General features: G+C 55.8%; 10 protein-coding genes. 2 read left to right on the forward strand and 8 right to left on the reverse strand.

What is annotated here, in order from left to right; genetic code table 11:
- Positions 1-16 precede the first annotated feature (16 nt).
- The 4 genes from FE783_RS07495 to FE783_RS07510 form a co-directional block, all read right to left on the reverse strand.
- Positions 17-1,441 carry a VOC family protein gene (locus FE783_RS07495; protein WP_138878717.1) on the reverse strand — a complete coding sequence of 475 codons (1,425 nt, stop codon included), beginning with the start codon at positions 1,439-1,441 and terminating at the stop codon, positions 17-19.
- Positions 1,442-1,569: 128 nt separating this feature from the next.
- Entirely contained in the window at positions 1,570-3,231 is a 1,662-nt protein-coding gene (locus tag FE783_RS07500; protein ID WP_138878718.1) for an RNA polymerase sigma factor, read from the reverse strand.
- 186 nt (positions 3,232-3,417) lie between these two features.
- Complete coding sequence (locus FE783_RS07505) at positions 3,418-4,737, reverse strand: ABC transporter substrate-binding protein (RefSeq protein WP_138878719.1); 1,320 nt, start codon at positions 4,735-4,737, stop codon at positions 3,418-3,420.
- 297 nt (positions 4,738-5,034) lie between these two features.
- On the reverse strand, positions 5,035-5,973 hold the full coding sequence (locus FE783_RS07510; RefSeq protein ID WP_158301661.1) for a helix-turn-helix domain-containing protein: 939 nt from the start codon (positions 5,971-5,973) through the stop codon (positions 5,035-5,037).
- 104 nt (positions 5,974-6,077) lie between these two features.
- Here FE783_RS07510 and FE783_RS07520 point away from each other — a divergent pair, with 104 nt between their 5' ends.
- Together FE783_RS07520 and FE783_RS07525 are read left to right on the forward strand one after the other, a co-directional pair.
- The gene (locus FE783_RS07520) at positions 6,078-8,102 is read left to right on the forward strand and encodes a hypothetical protein (protein ID WP_158301662.1); all 2,025 of its coding nucleotides are present in this window, start codon (positions 6,078-6,080) and stop codon (positions 8,100-8,102) included.
- A 443-nt stretch (positions 8,103-8,545) separates the two neighbouring features.
- Positions 8,546-10,654, forward strand: coding sequence for an AMP-binding protein (locus FE783_RS07525; RefSeq protein ID WP_238402906.1), 2,109 nt, complete (start codon positions 8,546-8,548; stop codon positions 10,652-10,654).
- A 734-nt stretch (positions 10,655-11,388) separates the two neighbouring features.
- Here the strand turns inward: FE783_RS07525 and FE783_RS07530 are convergent.
- The 4 genes from FE783_RS07530 to FE783_RS07545 all read right to left on the reverse strand — a co-directional run bounded on the left by FE783_RS07530 (position 11,389) and on the right by FE783_RS07545 (position 17,756).
- Entirely contained in the window at positions 11,389-12,384 is a 996-nt protein-coding gene (locus FE783_RS07530) for a hydroxyacid dehydrogenase (protein ID WP_138878724.1), read from the reverse strand.
- 34 nt (positions 12,385-12,418) lie between these two features.
- The gene (locus FE783_RS07535; RefSeq protein ID WP_158301663.1) at positions 12,419-13,729 is read right to left on the reverse strand and encodes an ABC transporter substrate-binding protein; all 1,311 of its coding nucleotides are present in this window, start codon (positions 13,727-13,729) and stop codon (positions 12,419-12,421) included.
- A 34-nt stretch (positions 13,730-13,763) separates the two neighbouring features.
- Entirely contained in the window at positions 13,764-15,842 is a 2,079-nt protein-coding gene (locus FE783_RS07540; protein WP_158301664.1) for a chondroitinase-B domain-containing protein, read from the reverse strand.
- A gap of 504 nt (positions 15,843-16,346) precedes the next feature.
- Complete coding sequence (locus FE783_RS07545; RefSeq protein WP_138878727.1) at positions 16,347-17,756, reverse strand: extracellular solute-binding protein; 1,410 nt, start codon at positions 17,754-17,756, stop codon at positions 16,347-16,349.
- Positions 17,757-17,763 lie beyond the last annotated feature (7 nt).

Raw genomic sequence — 17,763 nt, forward strand, 5'->3', positions numbered from 1 at the left:
TTCTATTAGGAGTGGATTATTTCATAGCAATGGATTTAACGACTACTGCGCTGCCGATATCGGCCCCGACTCCGATCGCGAAACGGCAATCCGCATAATCGCCCGCGCGTTCGAACCGGAGCTCACCGTCGACGGAAACCGTCGTCCGGTCCGCCTCCATCCGCCATTGAACGGTCGAGAAGCCGTCGCCCAGCTTTCCTTTCCCTTCCGCCCATATCTCCTCTTTCGTTATGGGATCTAGGAAGCTGAACGAGCCGTCCTGGTGGAATTTGGCCCGTGCGGATGTTCCGCCGTACAACACGACCGAATTCGTATCGCTGCACACGACCGCTTCCACCGTAAAAGGGGTCGAGTATACGCCTGTCGTCCGGGCGCTTCCCCACTCCTCGTTATAGGCAAGCCACAATCCTTCGCCCGTCAGCTGCGGGAAGCAGGAGATGTCGGGAACGAGCTCGTCCGCTTCCATCCCTTCCCGGAGCACGGCAAGCCGGGGCATCGTCTCTTCTTTGGACAATGGCTCCACGACGAACGATTTCACCGTGATTTTTCCGTTATCGCAGCCGATGCCCGCTTTGGACACAAGGTTGCCGAAATAGCCCTGCTGGACATGAAACAGTTCGCCGTTTACATGGACCTCCATGGAGCGCTCCTGGATCGTCCAGCTTACCCGCACCCATTCCCGAACCGGAATTGCGCCTTTATCGAGATAGCTGAAATCTTTGTTTACTGCGGGATGCCTGACATAGAACTCCTCCCCGGCGCCGTTATTGGCCGACGGACCATAATTGAACGTGAGACCTCCGTGCTTGCCGTATTTCAGCCTCAGGCAGCCGCCTTCGATCTTGACCGTCGTTTCGATCCGCAGCGGAGTAGCGAACGTAAGCTCGGTCACGGCTCCGCCGGTCAACTCCAACCCTTCGCGGGTATTGGCGCTGTAATAAGCGGAGTCTCTGACGATCAGTTGACAGCCTCCCCCGTCATAGCGGACCGGCTCCGCCGCACCTGTGTCCGCCTTCGCTTCCTCCTTCTCCTCCTTGCTCCCCGGTTTCCCGCACACCATCAATAGATTGCCGTCCGGATCGCGGAACGTAAAGAACGCCATCCCGGGGTATTCCTCGATACGCCATACGGGGGTTATGCCGATTTGCTGAATAAACCGAAAAGCCGCATGCACGTCCGGCGAGTCGAACATTAGAATCGGTCTGTCCTTCGGCGCCAGCTTCCGGTCATAGCCGTGCTGATCCAGCACGAAATCGTAGCCTCCCTGCATCTTCAGCGCATGCACCTTGTCCGTAACGCTCGACCTCTCGGGCATGCCGAACAGCTTGTGGTACCAATTGACCGAACGCTCCATATTGCTGACGTGCATGAATACGCCTCCGACCTTGTTGACGATCGGGTGAACCGGTTTCGCGGGTTGAACCGCTGTCGTATCGCTCATTTGATATTCCTCCCATTATAGTTGTTTAGGCTTTTAATCCCGGTAAGTAACCCCGCACAGTTGGTCCGGGCTTTAGGCGCCTTCGATAAGTAGATGCGACTGCCCGCGATTATCTTACAGCCGTTTTATTATTTTTTTTGGACAGGCTTGCTCGCGAGCAAACTCGCGGCTTCTTCCAGCGCGGAAGCGGCCTCCAACTCGATTCCTAAAGCCCGCTCCAGCAGCCGCGCGGCACGGTCGGCCGGTCCCGGCGCAGTCGGGTCCGCGCCGTACGGCAGCGGGAACAGCTTCGCTACCGCTTCCCACGCCGCGGCAACCCGCGCGTACTGCTGCTGCGCATGCGTAATTGCCGGGACGGCGGACGGACATAGTGAGGACATATACCCGTCCACGCTCAAGCCGCGCAAATAAGAAGCCGCATGCTTGCGCGCTTCATGCACGACCGCCGCATTGTAGGCGGCTCCAAGCGGATCGGACAGCGATTGGCGGTCCAGCAGCCGGATCCATGTCCGGTACGCCTCCGATCCCCCGATTCCGTACAAGTCAGACTTCCGGCTGCCGCCGTCTTCCCCGCCGCCCCTGATGTGCCGGGCCGTATTCATGAATAAGCCGCATAAACTTTCCGCCCTATCGGCAACGATACGTCTTCCGGGCACGGCCGCGAACCACTCGGTGTCTTCATGGAGCCGTCCCAGCTTCGAATAGGGGAGCAACTTGTCCGCCGCCGAAGTATCCGTTACCGTCCATGCCCGTTTGTCGTCGTCAAACCCGGTAATGATGCCGAATTCGGCATTGGATACGTTCCACGCAACAACCGGGACTGCTTTCTCCAACGATACGAACAGCTCGTCCATCGCGGCAATCAGTTCATCGGGCCGTTCAAGCTGCATGCCCGCTCCGCCGAATACGGACACGGAATAGCCCAGATGGCGGAATCCGTCTCTCAGCGCGGTAGTCCAATCGTAAGCGTATGGACCGCTCACCCCTATGTCCGAGGCGACCTTTATACGGAATGCATGCCCGGTAGCGCCCATCACGTCCGAGAGCGAGCAGTCCCGGTTTCCCCCCGCCGCGATAGTAAGCCGCATCATCGAAACCATCGTATTATAGGCGCCGGCGAAACGGTAATGGCGCGCCCAATCCGTTCTACTCGCAGACGGCTTGCCCGCTTTGCGCCGCGCCGACACGTACCGCTCGACCTCGGCCTCGTAACGGGCCTCCGTCAGCTTCTTGCGCGACCGCGATACGGTCGTGTACACGGCGCCGCTCGTCATATCCAGCATTCGGGCGACTTCCTGGACCGGCAATCCCGCGATGAGATGGGCATCGACTACGGCCTTCTCCCGTTCCGACAACCGTTCCAGCATGAGCCGGACATCCTCGATCGCGGCACGCCCGATCGCCGATCGCTGCGGATCGTTCGCATCATCATCGGCGTGCATCCGCAGCTCTTGCGCGTTCCCGCTCTCCAGCTCACTCCATCCGTCGCCGACCGCAACCTCCCTCTTGTTCCGCACCCCCCGTATCGACATCAGTGCCTGATTGTGAACAAGCGTCCGCAGCCACGGAATAAATTTGTCCGGATGCTCCAGGCTGCCGATTTTTTTGAGCGACTGCATGAGCGCATCCTGCACGATATCTTCGGCCTTGGTCCGGTTGCGCACAACCCGGTCCGCCCAGCCGAGCATTTGGCTCCGGTGCCGGCGCACAAGCTCCCCGAACGATTCCGCATCGCCTTTCCGCGCTTTTTCCACCAGATCTCGGTATAGTCCCGCTTCATGATCAACCATCGTAAGCAACCTCTAGTCCGCAGGTTCCGCTGCATGTTATGACTAACTTATGCCTAACGATTCGCTGCGGGCGCATACGATTCCTTTCTCATGATCAGAGGTGATCGCACAAAAAAACAGAAGGCGAGACGGTTATCCGTCGCCTTCTGCGAATATTTGGATGCTTCGAGCCCCACGGCTCGTCCTTTACTTGTTTTTCTCGGCCGCGATCCAGTTGTTGGCTTCTTCTTCGCTTTGCCGCATGAACGTGTTGATATCGATGGCGCCGTTTCGGACCTGCGCAAAATTTTTGTCGATAATCCGCTTGATTTGATCGTCGGTTTTCGTTTCGTCGCGCACCGGAGCCGGTTTGCTTTTGAAGATGGCGGCAATATTTTTGCCTTGCAAATAAGGAATTTCCGCCCCGAGCTGCTCCTCGATTTGCCGGTTGTTCAGCGCGGAAGCGCGGCCCGTCTTGCGGGCGCTGATCAACTGGACCTCCTCGGAGGTCATCACCTCGATGACGCGTATGGCTTCCTCTTTATGCTCGCTTGTTCTAGAAACCATGATTTCATGCAGGTCGACGGGAGGGGCGACGTGCGGCTTTTCCTTGTAGCCCGGGAATTCGACCAGGTTCCACCGGAAGCCTTGACTGGATGCCTGCTTCAGCAGCGGAAACAAATTGATCGTGCCGACCATGGCTAATGTTCGTTCCTCGGTAAAAGCTTTGGCATAAGACGGCGATTTCTGATTGCCGGGAATGTCGTCGAACGATTTCATCAGCTGAAATACGTTTTTCCAAGCATCGTTGTTAATCGCCGCTTTGCCCGTGCTCTTGTCGACTAGGGGTAGCGACAGCGGGTACCCGAGCCAGTAGTTCATAAAATAATCGTAGCCCTTGTATTGGACGCCCCCGTCCATACGGGTCATTTTCCGGGCGATGGCGAGAACGTCGTCCCATAACAAGCCGTCCTTCGGATATTCCACGCCGAATTTATCGAACAGCTCCTCGTTGTAATACAGCGCATTGGTGTTGGTCGCATACGGCAAGCCGTATACTTGTCCGTTGTCGCCGAAGCCTTCGACCACGCCCGGCCGGAAACGGTTCAAATCGATCTGGGCTTTTTTCAGAAGGGGCAATATATCTGTTGTTAGCCCCAGCTCCTTGTATTGATCCTTGCTCGCTCTCGACAGGATCACCAAGTCGGGTACGGATTTGGCGGCGACCAAGTCTTGAATTTGCGTTCCCGCACCCGGTCTTATCAGGTCGACGGTAATGTGGGGATATTTTTTCTTCAACGGCTCAACCAGCAAAAGCTGAAAATCATCGTTATACAAATAAGCTTCGCTCGCAAGCAACGTCAGGCGAACCGGCTTATCGGCCGCCTTCTCCTGTACGTTCGAGGGAGTTGCCGCCTGATTCGAGCCCGCCTCGCCGGATGCCCCTTCCCGACTGCCGCAGCCGGACATAACGATCGACCCCAATAGTACGATTGCGCTTGATGCCAATAACGAATTGCGTTTCATGAAATGTTGCCTCCCCGTTTGTATCTTTCTTCGACGTCCGGGCTTCTTTGGGTTCGAGGATGCGGACAATGCGGAACAAACTAGTTTAGCAATCGATTACCATATCAGCCGTCGCCGCCCGCAGTCTGCCACTCCCTCTTCATTCGAATAGCCCGGCTTGGAATTATAATAGGTGATAACCGGGGGTAAAGTCGTTGTCCTTATCGTCGCAAGTTTTGCAATAATAGACAAACGAACAAACCCGCTCCATGGGGACAGGGCGGGTTTACCGTTTATCGGAAAGCGCTTGCAATTCCGTTACAGGGGGTCTCCGCCATAAAGGAGTACGGACTGCGGGGCTCGCTTTCGCGTCGTTTTGCCGGCGATCATCCGCGCGTATTCGGTCGGCGCGAAGCCGGTCGCTTTCTTGAAATGCTTCGAAAAGTAATGCACGCTGCTGTAGCCCAGCTGATCGGCGATTTCCGTCATGCTGTACATCTTCTCGCGTATTTGCCGCTTCGCGTACTCAAGCTTCAGCATGTTGTAATATTCCATGACCCCGGAGTTTGCCCGGCTTTTGAACAAGTTTTTCAGAATAGTGCTGCCGATGGCAAACTCGCTGCATATTTGCTCGAAGGACAGGTTGTTCCTGACGTTATCTTTCAAAAACATCGCTATTCGTTCGAACAAGTCCTCGTTTCTCGTTGCGAGCGTAGCCGACTCCGGCCTTTGCTTGCCGGTTCCGGCCGATTGTTTGCGAATAAGGCGGATCAGCAGCATTTCCAGCAAATTTTTGATCATTTGCTCGCTGCCGAACAGGGCGTCATCCTTGCGCTGCGGGATCATCATTTTGGGATGACCGACGGGCGGGTCGAACGCTTCTTTTCCTTCCGAAATCAAATAGTAGAGAAGGTCCTGCTCGGATTGCTCCATATGCAGCACCCTTCCCTTGAAATAGTCGATGGCCGGCGAGTGGCAGACGAACGACATAATAATCAGGTTGGGAGCGGTTCCGCCCGCCGCATGACCGGTGTGGAACTCGTTCGGCGAATAAAAAATCATATCGCCCTGGCGCAGATGGCTGCTCCCCAAATCGGTGATGATGAACACTTCCCCTTTATCGACATAAACGAATTCCCAGAAATCGTGTTTTTCGCCGGTAGCCTGGAAATGCTTCGGCAGCTCCATGTACAGAAACGAAAACAGCCGTTCGATGACTACTTCTTCCTTCAAACGCAACATTTCCCAATCCGACACGGGATCGCCGCCTCCTTTGGCCGATTTTACAAAACTTGCGACTATCGTTGCAAATACCGTTTGCGATTTCACCAGTATTATACAAGCAAAAGGAGGGATTGTATATGAACGATCATCAATCAGATTACGCTCCGATATTGATGAGCAGAAGAAAAGTACTCGCCTCCCTGGGCATCGCCGGGGCCGCCTTTGTCGCGGGAAAATGGGACAACCGTGCGCTTGCCCGAAGCGTGTCGAATTCGGTTTACGAGAACCCGCCTTCGGGGCATCCATTGTGCGAGGATATGGTCCGGAGAGCGGACACGATCGCGGAGCTTCAGAATTGGCCGAGTTCGAGTCCGCCGTCCGACGGATATGTCGTGGAAGCGTTGGGCTACTATGCCAAAGGGGATGGGGGAGGCGGGCTGCTGTATTGGGATGCCGGCTCCGTGGAGGCCGAAAACGGAGGTACGGTATTCCGCCTGACCGGATCGACGGGGCCCGGCCGCTGGAAGCGTCCCGAAGACGGAAACTTGTATCCGGCCCAATTCGGGTGCGATTCTTCCGGCACGACTGTGGACGATGACCGGCTGAATGCGCTGTTCGCCTATGCGGCGTCCGTTCGCAAAGCCGTATATGTGGCCCGGCACGAAGTTTTCCGTTACCGCAAGCTCGTCTTTCCGAGTCATTTCACCTTGCTCGGGGAAGGAACCTTCCTATTGGACGATAACCAGAGCGGTTCAAACGGGGAGCCGAGCATCCGGGGGGGCAACGCGGCGCAAAACCAGACGGCATATCCTTCGACCCGCATCGGCGACATCTTCGTCGGGGGAATTACGTTCGACGGCAATTTGAGCCATCAGGCGGCTGGAGCCAAGCTGACCGGCTTGCAGTTTTGGGCGATAGACGGACTGGTCCTGGAAAATACCCGGTTTGTCGGCTGGGCCTGGATGGGCTTGCGCGTGCTCGGCTTGCTCGGAGGGGTGACGAATCCGCAATCGGCGCCGGAGGCGCAGGACTACTGCACGCGCGTCTATTTGCGAAATGTGCATTTCGAGCAATGCGGCTATGCCGGCGTACAGCTGTATTGCGTCAAGCACGGGGCCGTTCTGAATTCGACGGGTTACGATACTCCGATCCTGATTAACGGGGACGTCGAGCTGCGCGATTTCCACATCATGAATTGCCAGTCCGTCTGCGATCACGTTGCGAGTCCCTTCCCGGCGTTCACAATCGACCAAGGGTCCAGATTTTGCTCCATTACGGACTGCTCCGCCTGGGGGCATCTGGCCTGCACCTTCGTCGAAGCGGCGTTCGACATTCTCATCGCCCGCAACAAAGCTTATTTCTGCACAGGCTACGGCCACTATTCCTATCCTTCGTCCATCTACGGGGTTCCGCTGCAATCGGCCAGATTGTTCTATGTGGATAATGAAGCGCACCAATGCTACGACGGCTTCCGCATCGGAACGAACAATACGCCTACGAGCCAGGTGACCTGGATCGGCAACAAATCGTACAGCCATACGAACCCTTATTCCAGCGGGTTTCTCTTCATTAACATTGCAGGCATCACGTTCGAAGCCAACCTAGTCTCCGGTACCTATACGGGCGTCAATGCCCAAAAAGTAACCGACATGACCGGAGGAAACAACCGGATTCATGGAACGAACGCCGCCTATCGACTGCAAGCGGCCGGAAACTGGCGTTTGGACAACGATACGCTCAGCGGCGGCAGCTCGGCGCAAATATACGTATACAACACAGCCCCCTTGAGCGGACCTGTCGTGTTTCATAGAACCCAATTGGGAACCGGCAATCCGGTATTCAAGGATGAAGCCGTTTCCCCGGGACTGCTGCAATTGATCGACTACAGTGTGGAAGGCAGCCTGGCCCTGACCGCCGTCTCGTTCGCCTCCTCCGCCGTGGCCGCCCGATCGGCTGTCTCTCAGGCTTTTGTCGTCAATGGAGCGGCATTCGGCTGGCAGGTCGAAGCGATGCCCATGATCCAGATCGCTCCGCTTCTTGCAAGCGCTTGCGTAGACAGCGCCAATTCGGTTCGCGTCACCTTGTTCAATCCCGGGGATTCGCCCGTAACGGTACCGGATGCAGCGATCCGGCTTCGTGTTATCCGCTATTTGGTGAAATGAGACTGTCGATTAACTGAAAGCGAAGCGAAAGCACGCCGTTCCAAGTGAAAAGATACCTTCTTTTACTCAGACAGCTTGTTTTAAACTCCTTGATTTACATAAGATTTAGCGGTTGGAATAGTGAAGCTTACGAAGCTAGCTTTCTGTCGAAAGCTCTTAAATCCAAAACTCGCCAGAAGGTATCCTTTTCACTTTCCACTTCTTTACTCACGAGTTAATCGACAGTCTCGAAATAATCGCAAATAATTAACTCAGCATGTTGGCCGACGGTTTCTCAAGCCGTCGGCTTTTGTTTTATCCCCGAATGGAAACGAATGTTCCGGTACTAGAGGAAAATAGTACTATCTTTTCGCAGCATTTTGAATACAATGTAATTAGGACCTGGTCTTAAGAGACGGTTTGCTTGGACCGGCAACCTGTCGTCTACTAAGGAGATGATCGCCGTGAAGGTGATACCGGTATTGCTGAGATGGATCGTATTCCGCCTGTTTCGGGCGAGGATCGGCGGCCTGGATCGGTTCGACCCGGCCAAACCCGCGCTGCTGCTGCCCAATCACGTTTCGCTCTTGGACGGTTTGTTTCTGATGCTCGCGCTTCCCCCGGAGGTCGTGTTCGTCGTCAATACGGACATCGCGAGACGTTTCGCCCCGCTGCTGCGTTTTTGCAACATCGTTACGGTCGATCCGCTGAATCCGTATTCCGTCCGCCAAATGATCAAAACCGTCCAGAAGGGCTCGCCCCTCGTCATCTTTCCCGAAGGCCGCATTACGACTACCGGCGCCATGATGAAAATATACGGAGGCGTAGCTTATATCGCGCTGAAAACCGGGGTGCCGATTCATCCGGTCGCGATCAACGGATTGGAGCGTTCGAAGCTGTCTTATTTGCGCTCGATTCCGGGAAGGCGCTTGTTCCCGCGCGTCGATATTTGTTTCGGCAAGGCGTATAAGCTGGAAACCGATCCGGGCAAACCGGTCAAAACGCAGAAAGAACAGGCCGCTGCCCAGATCGGCAGAATGCTCCGTCAAGAGCTGTTCGAGAGCAGAATGAAGCCCGAAGTAAACTTGTTCGACGAGCTGACCGCCGCCGCCGGACGCAACGTGAGCGGATTTCCGGTGTGCGAGGACGGCACCCAAAAAATCGGCTACAAGCAGCTGCTGCTGGCTAGTTACGTGCTCGGCGACAAGCTTTCGCCCCATCTCCGCGAGGAGACGAACGTGGCGCTGCTTATGCCGAACGCGGTCGGTCATGCCGTAGCCTTATTCACCTTGATCCGCATCGGCAAAGCTCCGGCGATTCTGAACTTCTCGAGCGGACACCGGCTGCTGCTCGATGCATGCGAGACGGCTTCGGTGAAAACGATCGTCACGTCCCGGCAATTCGTGGACAAGGCGAACCTGCATACGTTAATCGAACGGTTCGAGGAAAGCTATAAGGTGCTGTACTTGGAAGATTTGAAAGCGGCGGTCCGCTTCGGCGACAAGCTGAACGGATGGCTTGACTACCGCATGAAGCGTCGGGCGCTTCCGGGGCCGGACGAAGTCATCCTGTTCACCTCCGGTAGCGAAAGCAAACCGAAAGGCGTCGTGCTGAGCCACCGGAACATTTTCGCCAACATTCAGCAGGCGAGGTCGGTGATCGATTTTACGGCGAATGACAAAGTATTCAACGCGATGCCGATGTTCCATTCGTTCGGGCTTACGGCCGGCACGCTGCTGCCGATTTTGAGCGGAATGAAGCTGTTCCTATACCCGAGTCCACTTCATTACAAAGTCATTCCGGAGCTTGTATACGCGAGCAATGCGACGATTTTGTTCGGGACGTCGACGTTCCTGGCCGCATACGGCAGGGTTGCGCATCCGTATGATTTCTATTCGCTCCGGTATGTCGTCGCCGGAGCGGAGAAGCTGAAGGAAGAAGTGCGGCAGCTTTGGTACGACAAATTCGGCATCCGCATACTCGAAGGCTACGGCACGACTGAGACGGCGCCCGTGCTTGCGCTGAATACGCCGCTCGCTTTCAAGAAAGGAACGGTAGGACGGCTGCTGCCGGGAATCGATTGCGTGCTGGAGAAAATACCGGGCATCACGGGCGGAAGCTTATTCGTACGAGGACCGAACGTTATGAAGGGCTACTTGCTTTACGGCCAAGGCTTCGTGCCGTGCCCGGATTGGTACGACTGCGGCGACGTGGTCGATATTGACGAGGACGGCTTCATAACCGTACTGTCCCGCCGGAAAAGGTTTGCGAAAATCGCCGGAGAGATGATCTCGTTAAACGCCGTCGAGGAGATGGTCGACCGCTGCTTCCCGGGCATTCAATCGGCCGCGGTCCAAATGCCCGATCCCCGCAAAGGGGAGCGGATCGTCCTGTTCCATTCGTCGCCTAAGCTTACGGCAGCCGCCGTGAAGGATGGCATCTTGTCGGCCGGAGGTACGCCGCTGCACGTTCCGTCCCGGCTGCGGTTCGTAGAGACGCTGCCCTTGCTCGGCAGCGGCAAGACGGACTACGTGACGCTGAAGCAATGGGCGGAGTCGGAGATGAACGAGTGAGCGGCGAGGCAGGTGTTGAGGGAAATTGCTGTTGGATGCGGGTGTTCGGGTCAATAAGGTACATTTGAACCTTATTCGGCACGGGGATGGGTAACTTGTGGGATATAAGGTACATTTGAACACTATCTGTCCCGGATTGCTTCCGAAATCCCCGTGTTGAAAGGGTTTGGAGGTCAATAAGGTACATTTGAACCTTATTCGGCGCGGGGAACGGTTATTTGGCGGATATTAGGTACATTTGAACACTATGTGCCCCGTTTCGAACATTCCGGCCTGAACAAATCCCCCAGAAGTGAAGCTGGCCTCCGAAGCCGATTCCGTCGGAGCAGCTTTGCTGCTCTCGCAACAATAGCTTCAACTGGAACACGAATGTACTTCGCTGAATTGCATCGATCAAAGCTATTGTTATTACTTCTGGGGGAGCCCCCCAGTATTCCCCCAGAAGTGAAGCTGGCCTCCGAAGCCTATTCCGATTACTTCTGGGGGAGCCCCCGTTATCCACAGAAATTAGCTTCGCATCATTTCCTATACAATAAGAAAAGCTTCTGATCGAAGCCTTCTCGATGATGTTCATTCGTGTTTTAGCGGTAGCTTATTCTTGGTAAGCAAAGTCTCTCTTCGTTTTAGTGCTTTAGCGAAGTTAAACTTTCCTTATCGTTCAAAAAACTAAGCAACGCCCGCCAAAGATGGCGAGCGTTGCTTGCTTTTTACCCCGTATCCCATTCCTGCACCGGCTACGCCAATACGTGCAGCTGCTCTCCCTTGACCTCGCCTTCCAGCTGCTCGCCGGCGAGCAGGCGCTTCAACTCGTCTATCGCGAACTGGCCTATCCGCATGATGCCGTTGTTGACCGCACCGGCAATATGCGGGGTGAGGATGCAGTTCGGCAAGCTGCGAAACGGATGGTCGGCCGCCGGCGGCTCCGGATCGGTAACGTCTAGACAGGCGAACAGCCGGCCCGACCGCAGCTCGTCGACGAGCGCATCCTCATCGATCAGCGAGCCTCTTGCCGTGTTGACGAGAATGGCGTCGTCTTTCATCAATGCGAGCCTCTCCCGGTTTATCATCTTGTACGTTGCCGGCAACGACGGCGCATGAATGGAGACGACATCGCTTGCGGCCAGCACCGTCTCCAGCTCCGCTTTCCGCGCTCCCATGGACGCCGCCTGTTCCTCGGTCAGTACGGGATCGTAGACGAGAATATCCACCTCGAAATTGCGCAGCAGCCGGATGTAATGGCTTCCCGCCTTGCCCGCCCCGATAACCCCGACCGTAATCCGGTACAGCTCCCGCACGAGATGCCTGTCGGCGCCCCATCCGCCTTCCCGCGTCTGCTTGGACAGCCTCCACATATTTTTCAGAGAAGCGATCGTCAGCCCGAGCGCCGTCTCCGCTACGCCGACGCCAAGCGGCCCGTTCCCGCTGGAGACGCGGATGCCCCTCTCCCAAACATCCGGTGTCACGATCCCTTTGACCGTTCCCGCGGCATGAATGATCGCCTTCAGGCCGGGAGCGCCATCGAGCAGCTCCCGCGTCATCGGGATGCAGCCCCACGAAGTGATCGCGATATCGGCTCCTTCGATGACTTCGCGAACCGTCTCGGCTCTCAGCTGCTCCTCCTTCCCGTTGCGGACGACCGTTCCGATCGCCTCCAATTGCTCCCAATGACTACGGTCGAATATACGGTTTTGCATGGACGGTCTTGGCAGTACGGCTATTTTTACAGTCATGTTGTCTCTGTCCTCTCTTATCCGATTTCAACGTTTATTTGCTCTTTTGTTTGGCAAGCTCGGCTTTCAGCTGCTCGTCGAGCCGGCGCAGCACCGAATTGACATCGATCGTTCCCGAAGCCACGTCGACGAAGCTTTGCCCGAGCAAGTTTTGCTGGGTCACTCCCGGTATGTCGGTCAACCCGGCTTTGCGCTTGGGCGTATACGGAACCGGCGGGTATACGTTCACCGCATCCATGTTCTTTTTGCCGAACACCGGGTGGCCTTTGCCCAGGGCGCTCTTGATCTCCGTGCTGTTCAGCGTCGTCGGCAGCCCTTTCCGCGAGTCGGCCATCTGCACTTCTTCCGACAGCATCGTCATGATCATCTCGAACGCTTCTTCCTTATGCTTGCTCGTCTTCGTGATCGACCAATAGGCCGGCCCACGCTGAGGCATCAGCTTCGGCGCACCCGCCAGCAGCGGGTAAGAGACGAGATCCCAGTTCAGCTCCGGCGGCAAATTCAAGTAAACGTTATGCTGGTTCGTCATCATCGAAATATTGCCTTTGGCGAAAGCGCCGCCTTCTAGCGGAGCCGTCTTCTCGATCGTATTGTTCGGAATTTCGTAGAACCGATTCAAATTATCGAACAGCGTCTTCCACTTCGCCGGATCGGCCAGCTGGTCCGCGTTTGGATCGAGAATCGGGAGCGAGTACGGATTGTCTCGCAGCAAATTGGTCGGATGGGAGCTGAAGCCGCGGTACACGACGCCTCCGTCCACCCTCGTCACTTTCTTGGCGAGCTCGTATACTTCGTCCCAAGTCATCCCGTTCTTCGGATAGGCGACCCCGAATTTGTCGAACAAATCTTTGTTGTAATAGAGCGCCTGCGGAAAATAGGGCGGAACCGGCAAGCCGTACAAGGCGCCCGACCGTCCGACATCGACGATTTCGTCGATGAATACTTTGTTGAACCGGCCCAAATCGTATTTGTACGATTTGACGAGCTCGTTCAAGTCGTAGCCGAGCCCCAAGTCGAGATAGCCGCTATAGAGCGTCGGCACGTCGGTACGGATCAGATCCGGTATTTTCCCCGCCGCGATCATATCGTTGATCGTCGTTCCTTTGCCGCTCTGGACGTATTCGATCGTGACGTGCGGAAATTTCTGCTTCAGCGCTTCGCGGAACCGGTCGTCGAATTCGGCCTGCGTCACGCCTGCCGTGAACACGATCATCGTATACGGCTCCTTCGGCTTGGCCGCCTCTTTCGGCGCGGGCGCCGCCTCTTTCCCTTGGCCTCCGCACCCCGACAGCATTACGGCACATGCGGCGGCTGCCGCTATCATTTTTTGTTTGCTTCCCTTCATACGAAATGACCCCCTTTTTTCTGGTAAAACGAGCTTATTCATCTTCGGATACGATCCGAATGTCATCCACATAAAACGTACCGGTACGGTTGCTCATCGTGGAGAAACGGAATACGTTAACCGCCTCGGCGTCGCCGTTCTCGAACGGCGTCTCTTTCTCGACAAACAAGTTCTCGCCCTCATAGATCGAGATCGTCTTCATCTTCGTGTCCGCGTCGAACCCGATCCGGAACCGGTACCAAGTGTCCGTATGGAACGTTTCGGTCGTTCGTTTGCGAACCGAGCCGTCCTGGTATTCGATCGTGCCGTCATAGAAGAAGCCGACCCACTCCACATTCCGGGTCGTAGCCGAAGTAGTGTCCTCCATGCGGAAAGCGAGCCGATCTTTGTTGATCGCCTTCGACCACCATTCGATGTAGCCGCGCCGGATCGGCTCGAACGTGTATATCCCGCTGTAAGCTTTCGTCGTGTCCGTATCGACGACTTTGACCGCCTGACTGCCGCTAACGGCGTAAGCATATTCGGTTACCGTCACGTTCGGGGCGCCATTCCCCGTCCACCCTTGCTGGCCGCTTAAACCGCCGGGCGTAAAATCTTCGAAATCGAACAGTACATTAACTTCCGGCTCGGAAGACGTGTCAGCCGGAATTTTCCATTCGGCTCCGGTTCTTGTATCTTTGCTCGCAAACGGTTGCACACCGGTGACGTCTTCCGGAGCGGGAATAAGTGGAGAAGCGGTGTACACGTATTCGATTACGCTGCTGTCGCCGGTCGTAATGTTCCCAACGTTTGCGCCGGACGATAAATAGGAGACGTTGCCCGAGAAATCGGCAATCGGGTCGTAGAATGACGCGACATTCGACGCTTTCGAGTAGTCGGCGGCCGAACCGGAAATGTAGATGCGATTTTCCTTGATCTCGCTATGGATAGGAAGCAAATTCCGCCCGGTAGAAGAGTAGCTGCCGCCGAACAGCATCCCGTTCGCCGCCGGTCCCACGATGACGTTGCCTTCAATCTTCACTCCGTCCGCCTGATAATACGGCGCGGCTACTGTCGGAGCCGCACCGGTCGCTGTGTCCGCGGCTGGCAGCTGGATTCCGTAAGTGCCGCCTGCAAGGTAGTTGTTCTCCACTTTCTGGTTATAGCCGAACACGCGGATTCCTTGCTTTGTATTGTTGAAATAATTGCGTTCCACGTCGTTGCCGTTCCCAAGCCGGAACGTCAACCCGGAGTCGTTGTCCAGAAACGTGTTGCGGTATATGTCGTTGCCGCTCGATTTGATGCTGATGATTTCGCCGCCGTCGCCGGTCACTTTCTCGAACAAGTTATCGTAAATTTTCGTATGCGCCTCATGGCTGAAATCGAGGCCGTTCCCTACTTGGATCGCTTCCAGTCCGTTCGTTTGACCGGGATATACCGAAGAGACTCTCGGGATGTTGTAGAACAGATTGTTATAAATTTTGTTATAGACATTACCGTTGTCCACCGCTCTCGAGCTGAAAAACAGGGCGACGCTTTGTCCCCGGCTCCGGTCGAACGTGTTGTGATGAATATGATTGTTCGCGGAGCCGTCTCGGATCGCCACGATTTTGCTCGTCGGCTTCATCCCGTTGCGGTAGAAATAGTTTTCCGTTACGTGCACGTTGCTGGAGTGGTAGAGCACGACCGAATTGTCGGAAGTCACCTGATCGAACAAAAATCCGGAGAAAATCAAGTTTTCGCTGTCCTTGATCGTGATAAGCGACTTCCCGGTGAAAATGACGCTCCCCGGCTGCTCCGCGCGCACGGCGACCGGACCCGCTCCCGAGTATGTGATCGTCAGACTCAAATTGTCGTAAGTGCCCGACTGAATCAGAATCGTGTCGCCGGGCTGGGCTTGATCGAGCGCAGCCTGAAGTCCGCTGGGGTTTACGACAGTCGCTTGTAGAGACTGCGGCGAATCCGCCTGCGGGTTGTAACGAACTTGAACGGTCCCGGTTCCGGATTGCCTCCCGGCCGGAACGCCCGAAGCCTCGGCTGGACCGGGCATCGCAGGAGCGCATGACAGAAGCAGCGCGGTAATGAGCAGAGGAGCCAGCTTGCCGGTCGAATAACCGGATTTGATCCATTTCATAGAAATCCCCACTTCCGAATATAGGGTGTGCGGGCGCTTCTCGTTGACTTTGCCTGGCATTAAGGCGTATACGTGCTCGTAACCCCGCATGTGGTCTTTGCCTTCACGCGAACATTGCACCGCGCGCCAGAAGCTGCGCGCATTGCATATTATTGAAACGTTCCTCCTTCCTTCGGACAACCGGCTCTGCTGCGTAACATCTTCGTTTTGGCTTCCATCTGCCGTCTGCCACTAACCCTATTCTGACCCTAAACTCAACATAACCGTTTTTGAAAGCGTCGTCAATCGCAAGCGCCCGATTTTCTTTGTCTATAAAATGTCTCTATCCGCAAAAAGGAACTACGACATCACAATTCGCTTCCATACAAGCCCTTCCGCGCCGCGCGGATTGCCATTGCTGAGCACACATCTCTTATTCGCACAACATACCGGTGCCAAAAAACAACAAACCGGCCGTCCGGGAACGTTTCTTCCCGAATCGGCCGGTTCCCCGAACGATCCCGCTTACTGGTCCTGCTTCGCGCTTCGATTCGCTTCGCGCAGCGCCCGTCCGATTCCTCGGCTCACCGCTTCGCCGTCCTGCAGACCGGTCCAATACAGCTCTACTTCTTTCTGCATCGCAAACAATTCCCGGTTCGTTACCGGCAAATGCTCCAGCAGCCGGAACGTCGCAATGATCTCGCGGAATAGATCGAACCGGTGCGGACGTTTCCCCTGCATCTTCTCCCCTTGCCATTCCGCGGCAGCCCGGTGCGACGGGATACTGAACGTATTTTGCCGGATCAACGTCTGGGCTTCCCGTGAACCGAGATAATCGGCCAGCAGACGAGCCGCATCCTTGACGGCCGATTTGCGGTTGACGCTCACCCCGATAATCGTCAGCATCGTACGATTCTCCCGGAGTGCGGGCAGAGGGGCTAAGTCGAACGAAAAGCCCGCCTCTTTAAGCCGGTTCATCGCAAAATAAGTCGTCATGATCATCGAAACTTTGCCGTCCAGAAACCATTCGACCGTCGTACCGTCCCGGCCGGACAGCATCGTCGGAAACACATCCGGCCGGTTGATCAATTTGCGGCATACGTCCAAGCACTCCGTCAGCCTATCCACCGGGAGACGATACTCGCCGTCGTCATCGGGCTCGAACCGGATCCCGCTTTGGAACAGAAAGACCGGCCATCGATTGCGGGAAAGCAGATGAAAGCAGAAGCCGAACCGTTTGTTTTCCACAGACAGTTGTTCCGCAAGCCACAGCAGCTTATCCCAAGACCAGCCGCTCTCCGGCTCGGGCAGATTGCCTTCCCTCAGATGGTCCAAGTTGTAGCAGAGCACGAGCGGAGAGAACATGATCGGCTTGACGAGCAGCTTCCCGCCGTCCATGAAAGGCTCAGTCGTGAACGGATAATAGTCCGGGCTCGAATCCATCGGCTCGAGCAGCTCTTCCTTCGTCCCGGCGGACAGCTCGCGGAACGTATTGTAGTTCATCGTCACGGCGTCCAGCAAACCCGCATTCATCTGTTCCTGGATATATCCGGCATACGAGTTCGTCGGAATCGTAATGGTCTGGACGAGAAGTTGGGGATGAAGACGATGAAACTGCTCCAGCAGACCGGACAAATCCGTTTCGTTGTCGGTCGTATTGTACACGCCGAGCTTGATCACCTGCCGTCCCTCCGACGGCAGACCGAGCACCTTGTTGCCGACACGGGGGATTTTGACGATCAGCCCTTCTTGGACAAGAATGTCCAATCCTTTGCGCACGGAATTATTGCCGAGCCGGAACCGTTTCTCCAGATCGCTCTCGGACGGCAGGCAGTCGCCGACCGGATGTTTGCCGGAAGCGATCTCTTCGCGCAGCGTCTGGATCATGTCTTCGATGCGCGAGCGCGAGTTTTTGCGGACTACTTTATTATGCATGAGGTTA

Origin of the sequence: Paenibacillus mesophilus (assembly GCF_005938385.1) — a bacterium.
Taxonomy (GTDB): Bacteria; Bacillota; Bacilli; order Paenibacillales; family NBRC-103111; genus Paenibacillus_AB; species Paenibacillus_AB mesophilus.

What these genes read in the sequence shown, in the direction of transcription:
- FE783_RS07530 (WP_138878724.1), bottom strand. Translation starts at nt 12,384, where the DNA reads ATGACTGTAAAAATAGCCGTACTGCCAAGACCGTCCATGCAAAACCGT.
- FE783_RS07540 (WP_158301664.1), bottom strand. Translation starts at nt 15,842, where the DNA reads ATGAAATGGATCAAATCCGGTTATTCGACCGGCAAGCTGGCTCCTCTG.
- FE783_RS07545 (WP_138878727.1), bottom strand. Translation starts at nt 17,756, where the DNA reads ATGCATAATAAAGTAGTCCGCAAAAACTCGCGCTCGCGCATCGAAGAC.
- FE783_RS07495 (WP_138878717.1), bottom strand. Translation starts at nt 1,441, where the DNA reads ATGAGCGATACGACAGCGGTTCAACCCGCGAAACCGGTTCACCCGATC.
- FE783_RS07535 (WP_158301663.1), bottom strand. Translation starts at nt 13,729, where the DNA reads ATGAAGGGAAGCAAACAAAAAATGATAGCGGCAGCCGCCGCATGTGCC.
- FE783_RS07505 (WP_138878719.1), bottom strand. Translation starts at nt 4,737, where the DNA reads ATGAAACGCAATTCGTTATTGGCATCAAGCGCAATCGTACTATTGGGG.
- FE783_RS07500 (WP_138878718.1), bottom strand. Translation starts at nt 3,231, where the DNA reads ATGGTTGATCATGAAGCGGGACTATACCGAGATCTGGTGGAAAAAGCG.
- FE783_RS07520 (WP_158301662.1), top strand. Translation starts at nt 6,078, where the DNA reads ATGAACGATCATCAATCAGATTACGCTCCGATATTGATGAGCAGAAGA.